The sequence below is a fragment of the Ensifer sp. B1-9 genome, assembly GCF_050474445.1.
GTDB lineage: Bacteria > Pseudomonadota > Alphaproteobacteria > Rhizobiales > Rhizobiaceae > Ensifer.
In genome coordinates this window covers 233,408-252,270 of the sequence record NZ_JBCHVG010000001.1, presented here as the reverse complement: position 1 = coordinate 252,270, position 18,863 = coordinate 233,408, and the positions used below count along the sequence as shown (strand labels likewise).

At 62.8% G+C, this 18,863-nt stretch carries 17 protein-coding genes and 1 other RNA gene; 7 read left to right on the top strand and 11 right to left on the bottom strand.

The features are described 5' to 3' along the window. Positions 1 to 248: 248 nt before the first annotated feature. Positions 249 to 1,910, top strand: a complete 1,662-nt coding sequence (locus ACQ5BM_RS01155) for an arylsulfatase (RefSeq protein WP_429806688.1) — start codon at positions 249 to 251, stop codon at positions 1,908 to 1,910. A gap of 230 nt (positions 1,911 to 2,140) precedes the next feature. On the opposite strand, the gene ACQ5BM_RS01150 is transcribed toward ACQ5BM_RS01155, so the two are convergent. The 9 genes from ACQ5BM_RS01150 to ACQ5BM_RS01110 form a co-directional block, all read right to left on the bottom strand. Then, complete coding sequence (locus tag ACQ5BM_RS01150; protein ID WP_429806687.1) at positions 2,141 to 3,667, bottom strand: DegQ family serine endoprotease; 1,527 nt, start codon at positions 3,665 to 3,667, stop codon at positions 2,141 to 2,143. 418 nt (positions 3,668 to 4,085) lie between these two features. After that, positions 4,086 to 4,472 (bottom strand): ACT domain-containing protein, encoded by a 387-nt coding sequence (locus tag ACQ5BM_RS01145; RefSeq protein WP_429806686.1) that lies wholly within the window; start codon positions 4,470 to 4,472, stop codon positions 4,086 to 4,088. A gap of 6 nt (positions 4,473 to 4,478) precedes the next feature. After that, positions 4,479 to 4,664 (bottom strand): DUF2065 domain-containing protein, encoded by a 186-nt coding sequence (locus ACQ5BM_RS01140; protein ID WP_429806684.1) that lies wholly within the window; start codon positions 4,662 to 4,664, stop codon positions 4,479 to 4,481. Positions 4,665 to 4,671: 7 nt separating this feature from the next. Further along, the gene (gene hflC, locus ACQ5BM_RS01135; RefSeq protein ID WP_429806682.1) at positions 4,672 to 5,595 is read right to left on the bottom strand and encodes a protease modulator HflC; all 924 of its coding nucleotides are present in this window, start codon (positions 5,593 to 5,595) and stop codon (positions 4,672 to 4,674) included. Next, complete coding sequence (hflK, locus tag ACQ5BM_RS01130; RefSeq protein ID WP_429806680.1) at positions 5,592 to 6,698, bottom strand: FtsH protease activity modulator HflK; 1,107 nt, start codon at positions 6,696 to 6,698, stop codon at positions 5,592 to 5,594. Before hflK ends, hflC begins: the two co-directional genes overlap by 4 nt. Positions 6,699 to 6,853: 155 nt before the next feature. Continuing rightward, entirely contained in the window at positions 6,854 to 7,390 is a 537-nt protein-coding gene (locus ACQ5BM_RS01125; RefSeq protein ID WP_429806679.1) for a dihydrofolate reductase, read from the bottom strand. Continuing rightward, on the bottom strand, positions 7,383 to 7,988 hold the full coding sequence (locus tag ACQ5BM_RS01120; protein WP_429806677.1) for a glutathione S-transferase: 606 nt from the start codon (positions 7,986 to 7,988) through the stop codon (positions 7,383 to 7,385). Before ACQ5BM_RS01120 ends, ACQ5BM_RS01125 begins: the two co-directional genes overlap by 8 nt. A gap of 145 nt (positions 7,989 to 8,133) precedes the next feature. After that, on the bottom strand, positions 8,134 to 8,928 hold the full coding sequence (locus tag ACQ5BM_RS01115) for a thymidylate synthase (RefSeq protein ID WP_429806675.1): 795 nt from the start codon (positions 8,926 to 8,928) through the stop codon (positions 8,134 to 8,136). 207 nt (positions 8,929 to 9,135) lie between these two features. Then, positions 9,136 to 9,444: a DUF2853 family protein gene (locus tag ACQ5BM_RS01110; RefSeq protein ID WP_429806673.1), complete on the bottom strand. Its 309-nt coding sequence runs from the start codon at positions 9,442 to 9,444 to the stop codon at positions 9,136 to 9,138. A gap of 146 nt (positions 9,445 to 9,590) precedes the next feature. Here ACQ5BM_RS01110 and ssrA point away from each other — a divergent pair. The 5 genes from ssrA (at position 9,591) to ACQ5BM_RS01085 (ending at position 12,411) form a co-directional block, all read left to right on the top strand. Continuing rightward, positions 9,591 to 9,950, top strand: a transfer-messenger RNA (tmRNA) gene (gene ssrA / locus ACQ5BM_RS01105). Positions 9,951 to 10,084: 134 nt separating this feature from the next. After that, a complete protein-coding gene (locus tag ACQ5BM_RS01100; RefSeq protein WP_429806671.1) occupies positions 10,085 to 10,597 on the top strand; it encodes an SspB family protein in 513 nt (170 codons plus the stop codon). A 122-nt stretch (positions 10,598 to 10,719) separates the two neighbouring features. Continuing rightward, positions 10,720 to 10,932 carry a DUF4169 family protein gene (locus ACQ5BM_RS01095; protein WP_429806669.1) on the top strand — a complete coding sequence of 71 codons (213 nt, stop codon included), beginning with the start codon at positions 10,720 to 10,722 and terminating at the stop codon, positions 10,930 to 10,932. Positions 10,933 to 11,209: 277 nt separating this feature from the next. Further along, the gene (locus ACQ5BM_RS01090) at positions 11,210 to 11,446 is read left to right on the top strand and encodes a ribbon-helix-helix domain-containing protein (RefSeq protein ID WP_429806667.1); all 237 of its coding nucleotides are present in this window, start codon (positions 11,210 to 11,212) and stop codon (positions 11,444 to 11,446) included. A gap of 263 nt (positions 11,447 to 11,709) precedes the next feature. Next, complete coding sequence (locus ACQ5BM_RS01085; RefSeq protein WP_429807647.1) at positions 11,710 to 12,411, top strand: hypothetical protein; 702 nt, start codon at positions 11,710 to 11,712, stop codon at positions 12,409 to 12,411. Between the two features lie 185 nt (positions 12,412 to 12,596). On the opposite strand, the gene ACQ5BM_RS01080 is transcribed toward ACQ5BM_RS01085, so the two are convergent. Then, complete coding sequence (locus ACQ5BM_RS01080; RefSeq protein ID WP_429806666.1) at positions 12,597 to 13,934, bottom strand: TadE/TadG family type IV pilus assembly protein; 1,338 nt, start codon at positions 13,932 to 13,934, stop codon at positions 12,597 to 12,599. A 305-nt stretch (positions 13,935 to 14,239) separates the two neighbouring features. Between ACQ5BM_RS01080 and ACQ5BM_RS01075 the strand changes: the two genes are divergently transcribed. Continuing rightward, a complete protein-coding gene (locus ACQ5BM_RS01075) occupies positions 14,240 to 14,821 on the top strand; it encodes a cation transporter (protein ID WP_429806664.1) in 582 nt (193 codons plus the stop codon). Between the two features lie 214 nt (positions 14,822 to 15,035). Here ACQ5BM_RS01075 and ACQ5BM_RS01070 read toward each other — a convergent pair whose 3' ends face one another. Beyond that, positions 15,036 to 18,755: an AsmA-like C-terminal region-containing protein gene (locus ACQ5BM_RS01070; RefSeq protein ID WP_429807644.1), complete on the bottom strand. Its 3,720-nt coding sequence runs from the start codon at positions 18,753 to 18,755 to the stop codon at positions 15,036 to 15,038. Positions 18,756 to 18,863: the final 108 nt, after the last annotated feature.

Sequence of the window (18,863 nt, the reverse complement as noted above, 5' to 3'; positions counted from 1 at the left end):
CCTCACCCTCGCTCCGCAGGCGGAAAGAGGAACCGCGATCAGACCTCCCGACTGTGAGTGCGACGATCGCTGCGCGTGGTACCGAAAATACCGTAACGTACTTCTCGCTACTTCGCCGCGAGCGTACATTCGCAAATACTCGGCCCAAACGTCGCCCGAAACTCAGAGGGCGCTCTCTCGTCATTAAATAAGCTTGCCATCGAATTTCGTGGTCCTTGGGTTCTGAGCTAGAGCAACGGGAGGATGGTATGAGTAACCATCGAGACGGCGCAGTGAGCCCCGACGACCAAGTCACCCTCAGCCGGCGCAACGTCCTGCTCGGAGGCTGCGCGCTGGCCGCGGCAACCGCAGCCTACGCGACAGTGCCCGCGGGACAGAGCGCACGGGCTCAGCCGGCAGGAGCAGGCAAGCCGAACATCCTGGTCATCTTCGGCGATGACATCGGCTACTGGAACGTCAGCGCCTACAACCGCGGTATGATGGGCTATCGCACGCCCAATATCGACCGTATCGCCAAGGAGGGCGCGATCTTCACGGATCTCTATGCGCAGCAATCCTGCACCGCCGGTCGCGCTGCCTTCATTACCGGGCAGAGCTGCTTCCGCACCGGCCTGCTCAAGGTCGGGCTGCCCGGCGCCAAGGAAGGGCTGTCCGATAACGACCCGACGCTTGCGGAATTGCTCAAGCCGCAGGGCTATGCAACCGGCCAGTTCGGCAAGAACCACGTCGGCGACCGCAACGAGTTCCTGCCGACGGTGCATGGTTTCGACGAGTTCTTCGGCAACCTCTACCACCTGAACGCGGAGGAGGAGCCGGAAAATGTCGACTATCCGAAAAATCCCGAATTCCGGGCGAAGTTCGGACCACGCGGAGTCCTGCACACTTTCGCAACCGACACTGACGACCCGACAGAAGACGGGCGCTTCGGTCGTGTTGGCAAACAGAAGATCGAGGACACAGGCCCACTCACCCGCAAACGCATGGAAACCGTTGACGAGGAGTTCCTCGCCGCGGCAACGGCCTTCATCGACAAGAACGCCAAGGCCAACAAGCCGTTCTTCTGCTGGTTCAATTCGACGCGAATGCACATCCACACGCACCTCAAGCCGGAGTCTGAAGGCAAGACCGGCCTTGGGATAGAGGCCGACGGCATGGTCGAGCACGACGGCATGGTCGGGCGGCTCTTGAAGCAGCTCGACGATCTCGGCATCGCCGACAACACCATCGTGCTGTGGACCACCGACAACGGAGCGGAGGAGTTCTCGTGGCCCGATGGCGGCACGACCCCGTTCCGCGGCGAGAAGAACGCTAACTGGGAAGGCGGTTATCGGGCGCCGGGCGTGATCCGCTGGCCCGGCGTCGTCAAGCCCGGCACCGAGATCAACGAGATCGTCTCACATGAGGATTGGGTACCGACGTTTGTGGCGGCAGCCGGCGAGCCGGACATCGCCCGGAAGCTGCTGACCGGATACGACGCGGCTGGCAAGACCTTCAAGGTTCATCTCGATGGCTACGACCAGCGCACCCTGCTGGCCGGCGCCGGGCCCGGTGCCCGCAAGGAGTATTTCTTCTGGACCGATGACGGAAATCTCGCTGCCTTGCGCTACGAACGGTGGAAGGTGGTGTTCATGGAGCAGCGGGCACATGGTCTGGATGTCTGGCAGGATCCACTGGTAACGCTCCGGCTTCCCAAAATCTTTGATCTCCGGGCCGATCCTTTCGAGATGGCCGATCACGACTCCGGCGAGTACGAGCGGTGGCGTGTGGATCGCACGTACCTCCTCGTGCCTGCGCAGGCGCTCGTGGCCGAGCATCTGAAAACCTATGTCGGCTTCCCGCCGAGACAGAAACCGGGCAGCTTCTCGCTCGACCAGGTGCTCGCAAAGCTGCAGGAGGCCGGAGGGAAATGAGCGCATTCCGTTGCGTGCTGTAGCGCTAAGCCTTCATGAGGCTGGGGTGTGAATTCACCCCAGTTTCAGCTCCGCGGCACCCGAGACCGCGCTTGAATCAAAATCTGAGGAAGCGGATTCGATCTGTCAGCCTGCGCCGCGATCGATCTGAAAAGACTCTGCAATCGCCCTCGCCCGGGAGCCGCGCCGCGGCACCGAACAGATGCCGCAGCCGCACATCATGATGGAGCCTACTCCACCCGCACCGTGACGAAGCGCAGTTCGCCCGTCTTGCTGGAGAGCATCAGCAGCGCATTGCGCCGGCCGTCCGATTTCAGCTCCTCGACCCGTTGGGCAACGTCGTCAGGCGAGTCCATCGCCTCCTGCCCGACCTCGACGATGACGTCGCCCGGCTCGACGCGCCGTTCCGCCGCCGCCGAATTCGGCGAGACCTCGGTAATGACAACGCCATCCACGTCCTCGGCAATGCCGTATTTCTTGCGCGTCTCTTCGTTCAGCGTCGCAAGCTTCATGCCGAGCACGACGTCGGTCGCCGGCAGCGGAGCCGCTTCGGGCTTGTCCGGCTTCTGCGTCTCGTCGCCGGTCGTCGCCGCCGGCGCGCTTGCAAGTTCACCGCCGTCCTCGAGGCGGCCGAGGGTGACCTTGACCGTCTGCTCCTTGCCGTCACGCACCACCACCACATCGACCGCCTTGCCGACGGGGCTTTCGGCAACGGCACGCGGCAGGTCGCGCATTTCGGTGACGTCGCGGCCATCGAACTTGACGATGACGTCGCCGGCCTTGATCTCCCCATGCGCAATCGGCCCGCCCTCGATGATGCCGGAGACAAGCGCGCCATGTGGCGTCGCCATCTTCAGGGTCTCGGCGATATCGTCGGTCACCGGCTGGATACGGACGCCGAGCCAGCCGCGCCGGGTCTCGCCGAAATCCTTGAGCTGCAGCACGACATTGGCGGCCAGCTCCGTCGGCACCGAGAAACCGATGCCGATCGAGCCGCCGGAGGGCGAGATGATCGCGGTGTTGATGCCGATCACTTCGCCGGCCATGTTGAAGAGCGGCCCGCCGGAATTGCCGCGGTTGATTGCCGCGTCCGTCTGGATGAAGTTGTCATAGGGGCCGGCATTGATGTTGCGGCCGCGCGCCGAAATGATGCCGACGGAAACCGAACCGCCGAGCCCGAACGGATTGCCGATCGCCATCACCCAGTCGCCGATGCGCATCTTGCGCGAATCGCCGAAGGGCACCGCCTTCAGGGGCGCTTTCGGCTCAACCTTCAGCACGGCCAGGTCGGTCTTGGTATCCTTGCCGACGAGCTTCGCCTTCAGCTTGCTGCCATTGGCAAAGTTGATCTCGATATCGTCGGCGCCTTCGATCACGTGGTTGTTGGTGACGATGAAGCCGGTCGGGTCGATGACGAAGCCGGAGCCAAGGGAATCGACCGTGCGCTGGCGGTTACCGCCCTGGCCGCCCTGCCCTTTGAAGAATTCATCGAAATAGGGCTGATAGGGCGAACCCTCCGGCACCTGCGGCGCCGGCGCATCGTCGTCGTTCTTGACCTTCTGCGAGGTCGAGATATTGACGACCGCGTCGAGCAGGCCGGCCGCGAGATCGGCAACGGAAGCGGGACCGTTCGTCGGCGGGCGGATGGCCGCGTTCTGCGCGAGCGCCGTATTGCTGAAGGCAAGCGCGCCTGCGAGCGCCAGAATGCCCAAGGAGGTGCCAAGCGAGTAAGCTCGGGATTTCGTTCGCGTGGACAAGTCGCTTAGGCTCCTCTCGATGCGCGATGGTCGACCGGTTCTCCTGGCCGCCACCTCTCCTGGATCCCGATGATCTGAGGTCCAACCGGCCCAAGATCATAGCGTGATCGTTTGTCATAAATTAGAGCGGGATCCGGGGCGGAAAACCGCATGCACCGTTTCTCGTCCCGCTCTGGCCTACGGCGTTGAGGCGCCATAGGACTTTGATTCTTCGCATAATCTTGCGTCAACCGGAACCGGCAACAGCGTTTATGCAGCAGGAACCGTCGATGCAATCCGCAGACCGCTCGACATCCGACCATACCAGAAGATAAGGCGGAATTCCGAAGCGTCCAAACACGATTTCCTGATCCCCGCGCAGAGGACTGCTGGAGGTCAAGAGATACCGGTTGCGCGTTCTTGGAAGGGGCGCGACGCGTCAGGTCGTCAGGTCGTGCCCGTGGTCCTTCAAGGCCTGGACCGCCTTGTCGAGATCGGAACCGGCAACAAAGACATAGTCGGTGCTGAAGGTCGAGTTGGCGAAGACGCCGACGCCGGCGGCCGAAAGCGGCCGGAGCACGGACGACAACACGCCGGGTACATCGAAGGCAAAATGCTGTTCGACACGGAAGCAGCGCCAGCCGAGCGAACTCTGGACGCTGGACGGCACGCGAGCGGCACGGCAGACCAGCGTCATCTCTTCGCGCGAGCTCGAAATGGTCCAGAAGCCTGGCCCCGGCAACCATTCCGGTATGCTGGAGCCGATATTGAGGCGGGTGATGGCGTATTCGGCATCGACCAGCCGGATCAGCAGTTTATGTGGCATTTCGCATTATCCTCGAAGCAACCATACAAGTCCGACCCCGGCAGCCACGGAAACGACCCCCGCCAGTCGAAGCTGATGTTCGGGGACATACGGCAAACGCTTCGCCATTTCCACCAAAACCAAAGGGGCCAGTGCGTACACCAGCCCCTCGATGATCAGGAAGAACGCGATTCCCGTCAGGAAATCCGACATCGCTCGCCTAGTTCCCGGTGGTTGGTTGCGGCGCCGCGGCAGCCGGAGCCGTGCCTTCGGAATTGTTGAAGAAACGGAAGAATTCCGAATGCGGCGACAGCACCAGCGTCGTGTCCGCGCTGCCGATCGACTGGGTATAGGCCGACATCGAGCGGTAGAATTCGAAGAACTTCGGATCGCGCGCAAAGGCGTCGGCAAAGGTCTTCGTCCGTTCGGCTTCGCCCTCGCCGCGCAGGATTTCCGAATCGCGCTGGGCGTCGGCGACGATCTCGACGACCTGACGGTCGGCGATGGCGCGGCGGCGCTGGCCCTCTTCGTTACCGCGGGCGCGGATCAGTTCCGCTTCCGCCAGACGCTCGGCCTTCATGCGGTCGTAGGTCTGCTGCGAGACTTCCTGCGTCAGGTCGGTGCGGCGGATACGGACGTCCTCGATGTTGAGGCCGAGCGACTCGGCGTCGCCTTTGAGGTCGGCGCGAACTTCACGCATCATCGACGCGCGCTCGTCGGAGAGCGCCGCCTCGAAGCCACGCAGACCGTAGACGCGACGCAGCGATGCATCGAGACGGGTCCTGAGACGCGATTCCGCCGAATCGCGATCACCCGAAACGGTTTCGCGGAAGCGGCGGGGATCGGCGATCTTGTAGACGACGAAGGCGTCGACTTCATAGAACTTGCCGCCCGAAACCTGGACACGGATGTTGTCGAGGTCGAAGCGCAGCGCCTGGTCTTCGACATACTGGACACGGTCGGCGTCCATGAAGGCGAAGGGCAGCTTGAAGTAGAGGCCCGGCTGGGTCTTGACGTCCTTGATCTGACCGAAGCGAACGACGATCGCCTGCTGGCGCTCGTTGACGACGAAGACCGAGGAATAGATGCCGACAAAGACGACGGCGAGCAGGATCAGGATGACGGAGGTACGATTGTTGATCACTGGGCTGCTCCCGATGCTGCTGCGGCGGCTCCCGACTGGACGGGCCGGCCGATTTCATTCAGCGGCAGATAGGGCAGAACGCCCTGCCCGTTCTTCTCGTCGAGGATCACCTTCTTCGACTTGCCGAGAACACCCTGCATCGTTTCGAGATAGAGGCGCTTGCGGGTCACGTCGGGCGCCTTGGAATATTCGTCGTAAACCGAGATGAAGCGCTGCGCCTCACCCTGTGCTTCCTTGACGACGCGGTCCTTGTAGGCGGCCGCCTCTTCGCGAATCTGCGCGCCCTGACCGCGGGCCTTGCCGAGCACCTGGTTGGCATACTGGTTGGCTTCTTCGACGAAGCGGTCTTCGTCCTGCTCGGCGCGCTGCACTTCGTCGAACGCGTCCGCCACTTCACGCGGCGGCGCTGCGTCCTCGATCGCGACCGTGTTGACGGAAACGCCGGCACCGTAAGTGTCCATCGTCGCCTGGATCGTGCTCTTCACGTCGGCAGCGATCGCCTGACGGTTGTCACGGAAGATGTCCTGTGCCGGACGGCGGCCGACCACTTCGCGCATGGCGCTTTCGGCCACCCGCTGCAGCGTGTCGGACGGATTTTCGACATTGAACAGATAGGCCTTCGGGTCGGTGACCGAGAACAGCACCGAGAACTGCACGTTGACGATGTTCTGGTCGCCGGTCAGCATCAGGCCGGAATTCGACTGGCCGCTGCTGCGTCCGCCGATGTTCTGCTGCTGCTCGGTGATCTTCACGAACTCGACGGTCTCAAACGGCCAGAAGTGGTAGTGAAGCCCGGGCATCGAGATTTCGTCCTTCGGCTTGCCGAAGCGCATCTCGACGCCGCGCTCGTCCGGCTGGACGGTGTAGATCGAGTTGATCAGGATGAAGCCGACGATCAGCAGGCCGACAATGGCAAAGACGCCGCCGTTGAAGCCGCCGGGAACGACGTTCTTAAGCTGGTCCTGGCCGCGGCGAATGATCTCTTCCAGATCCGGCGGGCCGCCCTTGCCGCGCGGCCGGTTTGGCCCCTGGCCCCATGGCCCCTGATTGCCGCCGCCGCCGCCCCACGGGCCGCCGCCGCCATTCTGATTGCTCCAGGGCATCAAAACCTCTCTATTGAAACTTCCCACGCCAAACGGCCGCGCCACCGCACGGTCGTCTACGATGTCAAACCGTTATAGGTATCACCCGCACCGCTTTCAACGCGATAGGACCGAGTTCACCGTAAATGGTTCAAAATAGTTGACGATCCGGCGCGTCAGGCTGTCGCACGCCGCCGAAAGGTGACGAAATGCATGGCGTGGCTATCCTTTTCGCCCTGCGGCAGGTCTTCCTCGAACACCTTCTCGAAGGCCTCAGGATCGATGTCCGGGAAGCGCGCGTCGCCCTCCACCGTCGCCTGGACCTCGGTCACATGCAGGATATCGGCCACGCCGATCGACTGGCGATAGATCTCTCCGCCGCCAATCACGCAGATCTCGTCGGCCCCCGTCGCCTGAGCCTCACGCTTCGCGAGCGCGATCGCAGCCTCGAGCGACGGCACGACATCAGCGCCTTCCGCGACAAAATCCGCGTTGCGGGTGATGACGATATTGGCGCGGCCCGGCAGCGGCCGCCCCAGGGAAGCCCAGGTCTTGCGCCCCATGATCACGGGCTTGCCCATCGTCAGCGCCTTGAAGCGCTTGAGATCGGTCGAAAGCCGCCAGGGCAGATCGCCGTCGCGGCCGATGACGCCGTTGGCGGCAACCGCCACGACGATCGATATCTTCAGATGTGTGCTCTTCGTCTCAGTCATGGAATCCGTTCGGTTTGCTGTCGATTTCCCGTGCCCGGTCATAGGCCGCCCGGTCGGTCACCACGCGTATGTAGCGGTCGACCACCGTGCTCTCCGGCAGGATCTTGCGCATCCACTGCAGCGCGCTTGCCAAGAGCAGATCGGCCGCGCTCATCGTCTCGCCGAGCAGATAGGTCTGGCGGGTGAGCACATCGATCACGTGCGCGCACATGTCGTTGTAGAGCCGTGCCTGGGCCGGATTGTTGATGGCGGCGCCGGAAATATGGGCGAGCGCCGTCGGCTCGATCACGCCGGCATAATAGGCAAGCCAGGAAAGATAGGCGCCGCGATCCTTGTGGCCCGGCGGGCGGCCGAGGCTGCAATCGGGATAGAGATCGGTGAGATATTGCACGACCGCCGCCGACTCCCAGATCACCGCGCCGTTGTGCAGCAGCGCCGGCACCTGCTTGTGCGGATGCGGATTGTTGTCGTCGGGCGCGCCGGAGCCATCCCAGCGGCGGATCGAGACGTAACGGATCTCGTATTCGGCGCCCAGTTCCTCGAGCAGCCAGACGATGCGCGACGACCGCGACAGGGGCGCATGGATCAGTGTGAGCATCATACCTCCCTCAAGGGCGAGCCCTCCCCGCGCCTCTTCGCCGCGGCCATGACCGACAGGCTTCACGGCCGCCCCGGTACCCGCCGCGCAACACAGGCCAGACATCATATCCGGCGCGGACACGGGACCGTCGTGCTCGGCTGCCTTAGACCGCGATCGGCGCCTTGATCGTTGAATCAGCTTCGTAGCCGACGAGCGTAAAGTCTTCGAAGCGGAAAGAAAACAGGTCCTTCACGTCAGGATTGATCTCCATCCGCGGCAGCGCCTTCGGCGTGCGGGTGAGCTGCAGCCGGGCCTGTTCGAAATGGTTGTGATAGATGTGCGCGTCGCCGAGCGTGTGGACGAAATCGCCTGGCTTGAGGCCGGTCACCTGCGCCACCATCATCGTCAAAAGCGCGTAGGAGGCGATGTTGAAGGGCACGCCCAGGAAGATATCGGCGGAGCGCTGGTAGAGCTGGCAGGAAAGCTTGCCATCCGCCACGTAGAACTGGAACAGGCAATGGCAGGGCGGCAGCGCCATCTCGTCCACCAATGCCGGGTTCCAGGCCGAAACGATGTGACGGCGCGAATTCGGATTGGTCTTGAGGCTTTCGACGAGCCCGGCGATCTGGTCGATATGGCGTCCATCCGGCGCCGGCCAGGAGCGCCACTGGTAGCCATAGACCGGGCCGAGGTCGCCGTTTTCGTCGGCCCATTCGTCCCAGATGGTGACGCCGTTTTCCTTGAGGTAGGCGATATTGGTATCGCCCTTCAGGAACCAGAGCAGCTCATGGATGATCGAGCGCAGATGCAGCTTCTTGGTGGTCAGCACAGGGAAGCCCTCGGCGAGATCGAAGCGCATCTGGTGGCCGAAGACCGAGCGCGTGCCCGTTCCCGTCCGGTCGCCCCGGTCGGTTCCGTTGGTCATCACATGATCGAGAAGGTCGAGATATTGCTGCATGGTCTGGCGCCGCCGATTCGTAATGCCCCAAATTTAGGACGAAGCCGGCGGCGAACCAATGACCTCCGGCTGATTATCCCGGATAATTCGGCCATTCCCTGAAGCGGGATGAGGAAACGTGCGCGTGGCCCGCCCGTATCCCGCTCCAACGATCGGAAGCGATCACATCTATGGTTTGGGGTCTGGTCGGCCCGAAGCCAAGGTGAGTTACAGAGCCTGCAGCTTCCCGAGGTTCTTCGCCACCAGGTAATAGAAGGTGACGCGCGACTTGGAGCGATCGGCGGACATCGCCTTGACGGTGGCGTCGATCGCCTTGTCCGCGTCGGCGCCGCTGATGCCGAGCTTCTTCTCGCACCATTTTTCCTTGACCCGTTCGAGCTCCTTCGGGTCCGTCGCCGAAACGAGCGAAGAATCCTTGTTGCGAAGGGCAATGCCAAGGTGGCGCACGATCTTGTTCACGATCGCCTCGTCGGCACCGCTGTCGTATTTCAGCACATCTGCGAGGTAGTCCGTCATGAGGCCTCCAGGTTGCTTCGTTTCGCGAAACTGCGGCCGGGATCTCGCGGGCCGCATGCAGCAGCGGGAGTTTTTCATGGCTGTCGGTCAAGTCAAGGCAGTTCGGCGCCGGGCAGTCCGGGACAAAGTCATATATCCGACACATCCCCCTTTTCTTGGAGGCCGGAAAGACCTATATGAACGGTGCCGTCTTCGGGCGGCTATGGCAATAAACGGGCGATGAAATAAACCCATTGGACCCGGGGGCGGTACCCGGCGCCTCCACCAAAAACCGATCTCCCGAGGATCGGCTTTTGATGGGGGCGAAATAGGATCGACAAGGGCGTAAAGATCGACTTTTTGCTCGGCATTGTACCACCGTTATCGGGCTAAACTTATAGTTGCAAACGACAACTATGCTGAAGCACGTCTCGCTGCCTAACGGCGGTGCGGCACTTCAAATCAAGCCCTTCCGGGTAGCACCGTAAGGCGGGGTCCGAAGGCACCTGGCAACAGAAGCCTTCACCTTCTCCCCCGGCTCGAAATGGTCTATAGATGCTCAAATAATTGACTCGTTCCTTGTGGATGGGCAATGAAAAGTCGACGGCGGATAGCCGACGGAAAAGCAGTAAGATTGAGTTCGAGGAAAGACGGGACACTCATGGGCCAGGACCACATCCGCTACGACATTCTGGCACAGGACGCGCTGCGCAGCGTCATCCGCAAGGTCCTGACCGAGGTCGCCACGACAGGCCATCTGCCCGGCGAACACCACTTCTTCATCACCTTCCTGACCGGCGCGCCGGGCGTGCGTATCTCGCAGCACCTCAAGGCGAAATATCCCGAGCAGATGACCATCGTGGTCCAGCATCAGTTCTGGGAACTGAAGGTAACCGAAACCGGCTTCGAGATCGGGCTTTCCTTCTCCGATACGCCGGAACGGCTGGTCATCCCGTTCAACGCCATCCGCGGCTTCTACGACCCCTCGGTCAATTTCGAGCTGGAGTTCGATGTCGCCGCCGGCGAGGAGGAGGAAGTGGAATCGGCCGAAATCACCGCCTATCCGGTCCCGGAGGAAAACGGCGAGGCCACGGCCAAGGATGACAAGCCGACCGAACCGAAAAACGGCGGCGGCTCGGTCGTTTCGCTCGATTCCTTCCGCAAGAAGAACTGATCACCACCGACTGCATGTTTCCTTTGATCGCAGTCGGCTGAAGGACGGAACATGCAGCCAGTCAAAGTGCGACAGCGACCTTTGCGCGTGCAAGACGCGCGGCGCTGATGGAGCCTCGGGTCATGACCGGCGACGTCGTCAATCTGCGCCAGTTCCGCAAGCGCCGTGAGCGCACGGAAAAGGAAAAGCAGGCCGAACAGAACCGCATCTCCTTCGGCCGCAACAAGGCCGAAAAATCCCTGACAAAAGCGCTGAACGACAAGGCGGAGACCCGCCTCGACCAGGGCCGCCTGGAACGGCCGGCCAAGGACGAAGGCGGCGACGGCCAGGACTGAGCCGCCCTCCCCGAAGAAAACGATTCCGGAGCAAGGAGTTGCGGCCACTTTCCGAATCGAAATGCCAACGGAAGCATGTCGCGCAAAGCGTGCGGCGGTCTTGCGATAACGACATGCGAAATATCAAAACTTGAAGCGCAAGGCGCGAATCGCGATGCGCTTTAACCGAATCGATTTGGGAGCGCCGCGTGTGGCGGCTTTTCGCCGGCATCCTGCTCCAACTTATAGGGGGTGCGCCCAAGCCGCCCCAAAGTCATATTGATCCAGAGACCGGACGATGATCCGTAAGCACTCCGCGACCCTGCACGGCCACCGCACCAGCTTCTCGCTCGAGGATGCCTTCTGGCAGGAGCTGAAGGAAATCGCCGTGGCAAGGGCGATGCCGCTTGCCCAGCTCATCGCCGAGATCGACGACCAGCGCGGCCCCGACAGCAATCTTTCCTCGGCTCTGCGTGTCTATGTGCTCGAATGGTTGAAGGCGAAGATCCAGGCGCCCTCGCCCGACGGGACCTGACGGCGAAAAAATGGTCACCCGCACGGGCTGATTGTGTGCGCCTTGCAACAACCCGGCCGGTTTTGCCCTTCGCGCCCCCCATCGTCGATCGAATTCAGTTGTTTTCGGACAGGCTTACATAAAAATGTCCCATAGGGAGACGGCTTGTGCTGCCGTCTCATAGGGGGAGGCGTTTCATGAGTATCTCTACGCGACTGGGCCTTGCGGCCTGCCTGAGCCTGGTGCCCTTTCTACCGGCCAAAGCAGCAGACATCACACCGCTGATGACCCCTTCGGCACCGGTCCAGGAAACCGAGAGCGGCTGGCAATTCACCTTCGCCCCCTATTTCTGGATTGCCGGGCTCTCCGGCGACACGGCGCAGTTCGGCCTGCCGACCGTCCACATCGATTCCGATTTCGGCGACATCTGGAGCAATCTCGATTTCGCCGCCATGGCGATCGGCGAAGCGCGGAACGATCGCTTCAGCATCTTTACCGATCTGGCCTACACGAAGCTCTCCGGCGACGGGAAGGCGCGCGGAATTTTCACCGACACGGTGGATGTCGACTCGGAGACCTTCGCCGGCCTCGTCGCCGTCGGCTACACGGTGTTCCAGGATCAGCAATCAAACCTGGACGTGGTCGGCGGCGTGAAGGTCTGGTCGGTCGATACCACCATCTCCTTCCATGGCGGTCCGCTTGACGGCGTCAGCCGCGACGACGGCAAGACCTGGGTCGACGGCATGGTGGGCCTGCGCGGCGCCTACTATCTGACGCCGGAAATCTACCTGACCGGCTGGGGCCTCGTCGGCGGCGGCGGTGCCGACATCGATTGGGATGTGGCCCTCGGCCTCGGCTACCGCTTCAACGACACGATCTCGGCGATTGCCGGCTACCGTGCACTCGGCGTCGACTACGACAATGACGGCTTTATCTTCGATGTGGTGCAACAGGGCCCGATCCTCGGCCTTGCCATACGCTTCTGAAACGGCTTGAGCCTTCGCGCATAAAAAGAACCCGGTTGCCATGCAACCGGGTTTAATGTTGTGCGGCTACTCCATGTCGCCTTAAATCGACCTCGATTTAAGGACGAAGATATGCAGTAAATCAAAGTGCTACAGCCACCTTTGCGCGTCTGATAAGACGCGCGGCGCTGTAGATTGGTCGCAGCCTATCTGACCAGACGAATTGCACCGGGATTGTTGATGGTGTTGTTCGCCAGCGTCGCCTTGCAGTCCAGCTTGAAGCTGCTGTTGCCGATCATGGTGATCTCCTGCGCGACGATGCGCACGCATTCGCCGCCGGTGGAGCCACTGCCGGCATACTGGATCTCGCGTGATGCCGGCATGTAGATGATGCCAGCAAGCGACGAGGCGCTGTTGCCGTTGATCGTCGCGGTCGCCGTATTGTTCCTGGCGGCGACGATCGAGAAGCCTGCCCAGTCCCCCGTCAGGGATGGCGTGATGTTGAAGGTCGAACCGCCGTGAATGTCGAGCTGGGCGCCGTTCATCAGGAAGAAGGTGACGCCCGCACCCGTGAGCACCGATTGGCTGGCAAGTTTCAGGACACCGCCGTCGATAATGTAGGAGCCCGGCCGCAACAGAACCTTGCCCTTGATCTCCAGACCGCCATAGGTGCCGGGCTTCAGTTCGACAGTATAGCCGACGGGTGGGTTGTTCGGCGTTTTGCTCGTGCCGTTGCAGTCGCCATTGCCGCCACCGCCGGCCACGAAGTTCTGTCCGCATCCGGCGAGGCTCACCCAGCTCCCGGTCGTCGGCATTTTCTTGAACCGGAACGGATCCGGGATCGGCGGAACATTCTCCACCGCCTTGCCGCAGGCGAGCTGCAGATGGGCCAGCGTCGCCGATACCTTGCCGGTCGCGTAAAGACACTCCGCCTTCAAGCTGGCCGAACCACTGAGATAAATCGACTGGGCATCGCTCGAATTCGACGTGATGGTACAGCCGGACGTATCGACGCTGGCACTGCCGCTCACTTCGAACGCCCGGGTTGCGGTCGGATGAAGCGCTAGGATGCACGCTTCCCTTCCCGGCATGCGCGCCGCGACGCTTGCGCGGTCGATCGTATAGGGCTGAAGGCCCCAGAAGAGCGGAGCGTATTTGAGCTCATAGGTGGCCGTCGCAGTGCTCTCCACGCCAGCCGTGCCGAAAGCGACCTTGATTGCCTGTGTCGCGACCGGTGCCGAACTTCCCCCCGACCCGATCTCGTCGACGATCTCCGGCATGCCGAAATTGGCAAAGAAGGTGTTGTTCGCCAGGTCTTTCGCCTGGGCTTCATTGTCCCCTTCTCCATAGGACTTGACCGCGGAGAAGGCGGCCGCATCGAGCGCATCCTGCATCTTGGCCGACTCGAGATTGATGCGGGCGAGATTGATGGCGACGGAAGCAGCCGTAAACAGCGGTATCATCACCAGGGCTGTCATCACGGCAAAGTTGCCGCTTTCGTCCTCGAGCATGCGGACGAGCTTGTTCTTCAGTTTGCTTAGCATCTTGCTTCGTTGCCCCTCAACAGATCACGACGACTTCGGAGCCACATCGCTCCAAAGCAAGAGACGTCATCGATTCCAATGAGTTGGAGCTAGAAGCGACCATTTGGCCGCGCCCCTCCCTGCGCTCCAAAACATGTTGCTAATTTAGCGACAAAACGTAGAAAAATGGCTTCAGAAATCGTTAAACTTGTCGAAATCGCCGCTGCGAGGGCCTTAATCCCCAGCGAAATCCGGAAGTATTGACGATCTCCGGCGCAAGGCCGCAATCTGCCGATGGTACATCTGGTCAGCTAAGGAACCCTTGAGTGGACAACAATCTCCGCCGCGTCGTGCTTTTCGTCGCCCTGCTGAACCTAGGTTACTTTGCGGTTGAATACGTCATTGCGCTTGCCATCGGTTCGGTGTCGCTCTTGGCCGACAGCGTAGACTTCCTCGAAGATGCATCGGTGAATCTTCTGATTTTCTTTGCGCTGGCATGGACGGCGCGGAGCCGCGCCCGGGTCGGCAGGGCGATGGCATTCATTCTGCTTGTCCCTGCGCTGGCTTTTTTATGGACGGCCTGGGCAAAGTTCACGGATCCAATCCCGCCTGAGCCCTTTGCCCTATCCTTCACTGGCTTTGGGGCTCTCCTGGTCAACCTGTTCTGCGCATACCTTCTCGTCGCCTACCGTCATACGAGCGGCAGCCTCACACGGGCTGCGTTCCTGTCTGCCCGCAACGATGCTTCCGCCAACGTCGCCATCATCGGCGCGGGTCTGGCGACAGCTTATCTGTGGCGGTCAGCTTGGCCGGATTTGATCGTTGGCCTGGGGATCGCTCTGATGAATCTGGACGCAGCGCGGGAAGTCTGGACAGCGGCACGCGAGGAACACGACGTCGCGGCCTAATCCGCCTGACGCAGGTCGCGCAAACGTACGCAGCGCTTTTGCAATAGCGACCGGCAAAACATCAAACAAAGGGCAAGGAGCGAATCTGAAGCGTCGCGCGCTACAGAACCGCTTGCCGCACCTGTCAGGCTCGCCCCCCACGCCCGACTGCCGCGGGCGCAGAGCGCGAAAGGCGCTGCCGAGGCGCGCGGATCGGTTCGGATTTGAGCGCCGGTTATTGCACCGTGATGTCGGGCAGCACTTCGAAGTTCAGCTTCTGGCCGGCTGGCCGCCCGGTGCCACCGTCTCGGGCATCGTCGGGCCCGCCTTGCGGCGCGATCGGTTGCTGCTCCCCGCCGGCACCGCGCATGCCCGACGGCGCCTGTTGCGCCCGGCGTGCCGCTTCGGCCTGCCGTTCGGCTTCGGCCTTTCGCTCAGCCGCGGCGCGCGCTTCCACTTCGGCTTTGACACGGGCTGCTTCCGCAGCCCCCGCGGCACGCCGGCGTTCTTCGGCAATGGCCCGTCGCCGTTCGAGGTCGCGTGCTTCCGCCTTCGCCTTGTAAAGCGCCACTTCACGGCGCAGCCGCTGCTTCTCCAGCACGTTCGCCTGCAGGATCTCGACCCGCCGGCGCTCGCGCTCAAAGGCGCGCAGCGACAGGAAATTGGCCAGATCGGCAACGTCGAGGCTGACGCCCGGCGCCTCGATGAGGCCGGCATAGCCGATCCGCACGCGCGGCTCGGCACCGGCAAGCGCCTCCTCGCCGGGGCGGAAGGTCAGGTCGATGCCGCCATCGATCCGGCCGGCCGCAAGGTCGAGCGCAGCTCCGCCCATGAAGGCGGCATTGCCATCCCCGGCCGTGACGTTCTGCACCCTCAGCACGCCGCCGGCAACGCTGAAGGGAGCCTTGACGACGCCGACCACGGATTGACCGGAGAACACGGCCGCTTCCGCCGCGCTGCGGATGCTATCGGCCGAAATCTGCGTCTTCTGGCCATCGGCGGCGGCAATCAATTGCGGCAGGGCCGCACTGTTGATGCCGTTCAGCGTCAGGCCGTTGAAGGTTGCCGTACCGGAGCCGCTGGCCGAATGCGCCATCGCCTCCGCCGTTGCGCCGGATGCTTCCAGCGCAACGGAGAGATCGAACGTCCCGGTCGCCACCGGGGCACCGGCACGGGTCCAGCCGGCCTGCGTCAGGTCACCGCCCTTGACGTCCAGGCGCGAGCGCAGGAAGCCGGAGCCGTTGGCGTTCCCGACCTGCACACGCCCGGCGAGCTTGCCGCCCAGCCAGTCGCCGGTGGCATCGGTCAGGGAAATCTCGTCGCCCTTCCATTCCATCTTGCCGGCAAAGCTGGTGACCGCGCCATAGACGCCCGGCCAGAATTTTCCCGCCTGCACGTCGAGCGCGACGTTGAGACCGGTCCAGGCCGGCTGCGCCAGGGCGCTCTTCGAGAACGCGCCGTTCGCATCCTCGACCGGGCCCAGGATGCCCTCGCCCAGCCAGGCGAGGTCGAGCGTGTCGACGGTGAGCTGACCGGTGGCAGCACCAGGTGCCTTGCGGTCCACGGTCAAGGTGCCGGTAAAGCCGTTGTTGTCCGCCTTGCCCTCGACCGCCGTCAGCGCGATCGCCTCCGGACTTGCCGCGACATCGGCCGAGATCGTCAGCGGCAGGCCGCTGCCCATCTGCGGCAGCGCCACGCCCTGCAGGAGCAGATAGGGCTCGATGTCCTGGGTCTGGAGCGTGATCTTCGCCTGGCCTTCGAGGAAGTGGTCGCGTGAAAGATCGACATTGCCCTTGGCTGCCAGCGACGACTTCTCGGTGGTGAAGGTCACCGTGCCGTTCGCCTTCGAACCATCGGTGCTTTGCAGCTTGACCGAGAGAATGCCGTTGGCGTCCGCATCGAAGGGCAAGGGATCGAAACCGGTCTGGCCGAGAAGCAGGCGGGTTTCCGGGTTTTCGAGCGTCGCTTCCAGCAGGATCGCCTTGCCGGTCAGCGCCTGCGCCATGTCCGGCGCCTGGTAGCTGGCGGCGATCTTGGTGCCGTTCGCCGTTCCAAAGATGCCGAAGGTCGCCGGCGCATTGCCTTCCTTGTTGCCGGCCGTCAGCGTCACGTCGAAAGCCGCGTCGCTGTAATAGGGGCCGGCCTTGATCAGCTGCCTGAGCGCCGGATGGTTGACCGCGTGCCGGCCGATCATTTCCAGGAACGGCGTCAGGTTCTTGGCCGCGAGCTTCATCTTGGCCGAGACGACGGGCTTTTCCAGGTCGCCGCTGGCCCGGCCGGAGAAAGCGAGCTGGGCGCCGGCGAGCGAGCCGATCGCCACGCGCTCGGCCTGGAGCTGGCCGTTCTTCAGCGTCAGCACGGCCTGCACGTCCTTGGCCTCTTCGCCGAAGGCGGAGAACTCGTCGGCCGAAAGATCGGCAGCGATCGCGTGCTGCAGCAGCGTATCGGTGGAGGCGTCGCCTGCCACCAGTCCGGTCAGTGCCTGAAGCGCTTCGAAATCGATGCGGTTGCCCTTGAGCTGCAGCGAGAGGTTCGGCTGCTGCGCGGCAAAGGACTGCCGTTCCAGCCGGCCCTTCAGGCTTGCCTCGCCTGCCGCCACTTCGAGGTTTTCGAACTGCTGCAGCGTATCGGTGAGGTTCACCTTGGCCGAAAAGCCGGCGGTCTTCAGCTTGCGGATCGCCGGGTCGACCGAGCCTGCCAACCAGTTCGCAAGACCGGATGGCTGGTTGGAGGCAAGCAGCAGGTCGCCGCGGAAGCTGCGCTGGCCTTTAAGGTTCAACCGCCCCTTGGCCTCAAGCTGCGTGCGGCCTGGCAGGAGCGCGACGACGTTGTCGATCACCCAGCCCGCGCCATCGGGCTGGACGTCGATGCGCACGTCGCGAACCGTCGTGTCGCCGACGACGATCGCCGGCAGCTTCAGGCTGGCGCGGCCCGGCACCTGCGGAATGGGAATCTCTGCCGCAATCGTCAGCATCGCCTCCAGCCGCTGGCGCATGGAAATCGCCGGGTCACGGCCGGTCTTGGCGTTGCGATTGGGGCCGATCCGGCTGACGTCGATCTGCTGGCCGTCGGCGATCAGCAGGAACTTCTGATCCTTGCCGGTATCGAGCGTCGCCTCGCCGGTGACCACATAGGGATCATCCGTCGAACCGACCTCGAAACGATAGTCCGGAACGCGGATGCTTTCGTTGGTAAGCTGGAAGTCACCGTTGATGCGCAACGGTGCCCGATCGTCATCCTTGTCTTCGCCCTGCCGGTTTTCCGTCAGGGTGAAGCGGCCGCTGTAAACCGGCTTGAAATCGACGATCTTCAATGCGCCGTCGGTCTCCACGCCGAAGGGGCGCTTGTCGGGCGTTACCCGCGCCTTGAGGCTGAGCGCACCGGCTGCGTCCACTTCGTTGCTGGTGAAGGAGAAGCTGCCGGCTTCGCCGTCGAGCGCCGCCCGCCCCTCCACTTTCCACGGACCGGCGAGCGAACGGGCGGAAACGTCGGCTGCAAGCCCGCTCACGCGGCGGGTGCGGCCGGTCTGCTCATCGATGAACTCGATCTGGCCATTGGTGATCTCGACGTTTTCAAGCACGACGGTCTTGGCCGGGATCGAAGTGCGGCGACCGCGCGCCCAGTCGAGCGTACCGTCAGGCAGCAGCCGCACCTTGGCCTTCGGCCGGTCCAGCCGCATGTCGAAGATCAGCGCCTCGCCGCTCAGGAACGGCGCCAGTTCCGCGCTCATGGAAAACTGTGCCACCTGGATCAGCGGCTCACCGTCTTCGCTGGCACCGACACGCACATCATTGAGCGTTACGGTCGGGAACGGGATCAGCCGCGCATCGACGCTGCCATGTACGACCACTGGCTTGCCCATGATGCGGCTCGCCTCGCGCTCGAACTCCTTGCGAAAATCCGTCCAGTCAATGAACCACGGGGCGATCAGCGCCGCGAAGAGCGCAACGACCACAAGTCCACCGACGGCAAGCAGAATTCGCGAAAGCACCGTGCCTACATTCCCATTCAGTTCATCGGCGCGCTTGCGCCGCACGTCTCTTGAGCGCCAGTGGCTCGCGCC

What these genes read in the sequence shown, in the direction of transcription:
- hflK (WP_429806680.1), bottom strand. Translation starts at nt 6,698, where the DNA reads ATGCCCTGGAGCAATCAGAATGGCGGCGGCGGCCCGTGGGGCGGCGGC.
- ACQ5BM_RS01090 (WP_429806667.1), top strand. Translation starts at nt 11,210, where the DNA reads ATGATCCGTAAGCACTCCGCGACCCTGCACGGCCACCGCACCAGCTTC.
- ACQ5BM_RS01095 (WP_429806669.1), top strand. Translation starts at nt 10,720, where the DNA reads ATGACCGGCGACGTCGTCAATCTGCGCCAGTTCCGCAAGCGCCGTGAG.
- ACQ5BM_RS01085 (WP_429807647.1), top strand. Translation starts at nt 11,710, where the DNA reads ATGACCCCTTCGGCACCGGTCCAGGAAACCGAGAGCGGCTGGCAATTC.
- ACQ5BM_RS01080 (WP_429806666.1), bottom strand. Translation starts at nt 13,934, where the DNA reads ATGCTAAGCAAACTGAAGAACAAGCTCGTCCGCATGCTCGAGGACGAA.
- ACQ5BM_RS01110 (WP_429806673.1), bottom strand. Translation starts at nt 9,444, where the DNA reads ATGACGGACTACCTCGCAGATGTGCTGAAATACGACAGCGGTGCCGAC.
- ACQ5BM_RS01115 (WP_429806675.1), bottom strand. Translation starts at nt 8,928, where the DNA reads ATGCAGCAATATCTCGACCTTCTCGATCATGTGATGACCAACGGAACC.
- ACQ5BM_RS01100 (WP_429806671.1), top strand. Translation starts at nt 10,085, where the DNA reads ATGGGCCAGGACCACATCCGCTACGACATTCTGGCACAGGACGCGCTG.
- ACQ5BM_RS01125 (WP_429806679.1), bottom strand. Translation starts at nt 7,390, where the DNA reads ATGACTGAGACGAAGAGCACACATCTGAAGATATCGATCGTCGTGGCG.
- ACQ5BM_RS01140 (WP_429806684.1), bottom strand. Translation starts at nt 4,664, where the DNA reads ATGTCGGATTTCCTGACGGGAATCGCGTTCTTCCTGATCATCGAGGGG.
- ACQ5BM_RS01145 (WP_429806686.1), bottom strand. Translation starts at nt 4,472, where the DNA reads ATGCCACATAAACTGCTGATCCGGCTGGTCGATGCCGAATACGCCATC.
- ACQ5BM_RS01155 (WP_429806688.1), top strand. Translation starts at nt 249, where the DNA reads ATGAGTAACCATCGAGACGGCGCAGTGAGCCCCGACGACCAAGTCACC.
- ACQ5BM_RS01120 (WP_429806677.1), bottom strand. Translation starts at nt 7,988, where the DNA reads ATGCTCACACTGATCCATGCGCCCCTGTCGCGGTCGTCGCGCATCGTC.